A 3246-nucleotide genomic window follows, 5' to 3' on the forward strand; every position below is an offset into this window, starting at 1 on the left:
GCATGGCAACGTCCTACCCTCGCAGGGAGCGATCCCCCAACTACTCTCGGCGCTAAGAAGCTTAACTTCTGTGTTCGACATGGGAACAGGTGTATCCTTCTCGCCATCGTCACCACACTATTGAGAAACTTGTGCTCTCAAAACTAGCTAATATCAAATAATTTCATATGAACCGGAACACCAATTACTTGGTTAAGTCCTCGACCGATTAGTATTAGTCCGCTTCATGCGTCACCGCACTGCCACTTCTAACCTATCTACCTGATCATCTTTCAGGGGTCTTACTTCCATAAAGGAATGGGAAATCTCATCTCGAGGTGTGTTTCACACTTAGATGCTTTCAGCGTTTATCACATCCATACGTAGCTACCCAGCGATGCGCCTGGCGGCACAACTGGTACACCAGAGGTATGTCCATCCCGGTCCTCTCGTACTAAGGACAGGTCCTCTCAAATTTCCTACGCCCGCGACGGATAGGGACCGAACTGTCTCACGACGTTCTGAACCCAGCTCGCGTACCGCTTTAATGGGCGAACAGCCCAACCCTTGGGACCGACTACAGCCCCAGGATGCGATGAGCCGACATCGAGGTGCCAAACCTCCCCGTCGATGTGGACTCTTGGGGGAGATAAGCCTGTTATCCCCAGGGTAGCTTTTATCCGTTGAGCGATGGCCCTTCCATACGGTACCACCGGATCACTAAGCCCGACTTTCGTCCCTGCTCGACCTGTCTGTCTCGCAGTCAAGCTCCCTTGTGCCTTTACACTCTGCGAATGATTTCCAACCATTCTGAGGGAACCTTTGGGCGCCTCCGTTACTTTTTAGGAGGCGACCGCCCCAGTCAAACTGCCCACCTGACACTGTCTCCCACCACGATTAGTGGTGCGGGTTAGAGTGGTCATACAGCGAGGGTAGTATCCCACCAACGCCTCCACCGAAACTAGCGTTCCGGTTTCTATGGCTCCTACCTATCCTGTACAAGCTGTACAAACACTCAATATCAAGCTACAGTAAAGCTCCATGGGGTCTTTCCGTCCTGTCGCGGGTAGTCCGCATCTTCACGGACAATATAATTTCACCGAGTCTCTCGTTGAGACAGTGCCCAGATCGTTACGCCTTTCGTGCGGGTCGGAACTTACCCGACAAGGAATTTCGCTACCTTAGGACCGTTATAGTTACGGCCGCCGTTTACTGGGGCTTCAATTCTGAGCTTCGCCGAAGCTAACCCATCCTTTTAACCTTCCAGCACCGGGCAGGCGTCAGCCCCTATACGTCATCTTACGATTTTGCAGAGACCTGTGTTTTTGATAAACAGTCGCCTGGGCCTATTCACTGCGGCTGATCTTGCGATCAGCACCCCTTCTCCCGAAGTTACGGGGTCATTTTGCCGAGTTCCTTAACGAGAGTTCACTCGCTCACCTTAGGATTCTCTCCTCGACTACCTGTGTCGGTTTGCGGTACGGGTAGTTAAGTACTCACTAGAAGCTTTTCTCGGCAGTGTGACATCAGACGCTTCGCTACTAAATTTCGCTCCCCATCACAGCTTGTCCTTAAAGTGAAAAGCATTTGACTCTTCACAAGACTTACTGCTTGGACATTCTAATCCAACAGAATGCACATCTTAGCCTCCTGCGTCCCTCCATTGCTCAAACGCACTTAACTAGTACAGGAATCTCAACCTGTTATCCATCGTCTACGCCTCTCGGCCTCGACTTAGGTCCCGACTAACCCTGGGAGGACGAGCCTTCCCCAGGAAACCTTAGTCATTCGGTGGATAGGATTCTCACCTATCTTTCGCTACTCATACCGGCATTCTCACTTCTAAGCGCTCCACAAGTCCTCACGATCTTGCTTCACCGCCCTTAGAACGCTCTCCTATCACGCGACCTAATGGTCGCATCCATGGTTTCGGTAGTATGCTTAGCCCCGGTACATTTTCGGCGCAGGATCACTCGACTAGTGAGCTATTACGCACTCTTTAAATGGTGGCTGCTTCTGAGCCAACATCCTAGTTGTCTATGCAACTCCACATCCTTTTCCACTTAGCATACATTTAGGGACCTTAACTGATGGTCTGGGCTGTTCCCCTTTCGACGGTGGATCTTATCACTCATCGTCTGACTCCCGGATATGAATCAATGGCATTCGGAGTTTATCTGAATTCAGTAACCCAAGACGGGCCCCTAGTCCAAATAGTGCTCTACCTCCATGATCCTAATTCCGAGGCTAGCCCTAAAGCTATTTCGGAGAGAACCAGCTATCTCCAAGTTCGTTTGGAATTTCACCGCTATCCACACCTCATCCCAGCAATTTTCAACTTACACGGGTTCGGTCCTCCAGTGCGTTTTACCGCACCTTCAACCTGGACATGGATAGGTCACCTGGTTTCGGGTCTATAACCTCGTACTCAAAACGCCCATTTCAGACTCGCTTTCGCTACGGCTCCGACTTTTTAGTCTTAACCTTGCACGGGATCATAACTCGCCGGTTCATTCTACAAAAGGCACGCCATCACGCATTAACGCGCTCTGACTTATTGTAGGCACATGGTTTCAGGAACTATTTCACTCCCCTTCCGGGGTGCTTTTCACCTTTCCCTCACGGTACTGGTTCACTATCGGTCACTAGGTAGTATTTAGCCTTGGGAGATGGTCCTCCCGGATTCCGACGGAATTTCACGTGTTCCGCCGTACTCAGGATCCTGAACTGAGAGAACTTGATTTAATCTACTGGGCTATCACCATCTATGGCGGATTTTCCCAAATCCTTCGACTATCAAATTCTTTGGTAACTCAAATGTTCAGTCCTACAACCCCAAAGTGCAAGCACTTTGGTTTGGGCTGTTCCCCGTTCGCTCGCCGCTACTTAGGGAATCGAAATTTCTTTATATTCCTGCTGCTAATGAGATGTTTCAGTTCACAGCGTTTACCTCCAACTAGACTATGAATTCATCTAGTGGTAACAGTTGATTAAAACTGCTGGGTTGCCCCATTCGGAAATCTCCGGATCATAGCTTACGTACAGCTCCCCGAAGCATATCGGTGTTAGTCCCGTCCTTCATCGGCTCCTAGTGCCAAGGCATTCACCATGCGCCCTTGTTAACTTAACCTCATTTACCTAACGGTAAATGCGATTAATGAGTTTAGCGATAATTAAACTTCAATAAAAAACTCAAAAAACGCGGTGTTCTCGGTTTCATTATGAAAAAATATATTTGATATTATCTAGTTTTCAAAGAACAAGTTT

General features: G+C 49.1%; 2 rRNA genes. Both read right to left on the bottom strand.

What is annotated here, in order from left to right:
* Positions 1–117, bottom strand: a 5S ribosomal RNA gene (gene rrf, locus RXV91_RS15285).
* A gap of 71 nt (positions 118–188) precedes the next feature.
* Positions 189–3109 (bottom strand): 23S ribosomal RNA (locus RXV91_RS15290).
* Between the last annotated feature and the right edge of the window lie 137 nt (positions 3110–3246).

Source organism: Lactiplantibacillus sp. DA1, assembly GCF_032681335.1.
Lineage (GTDB): Bacteria > Bacillota > Bacilli > Lactobacillales > Lactobacillaceae > Lactiplantibacillus.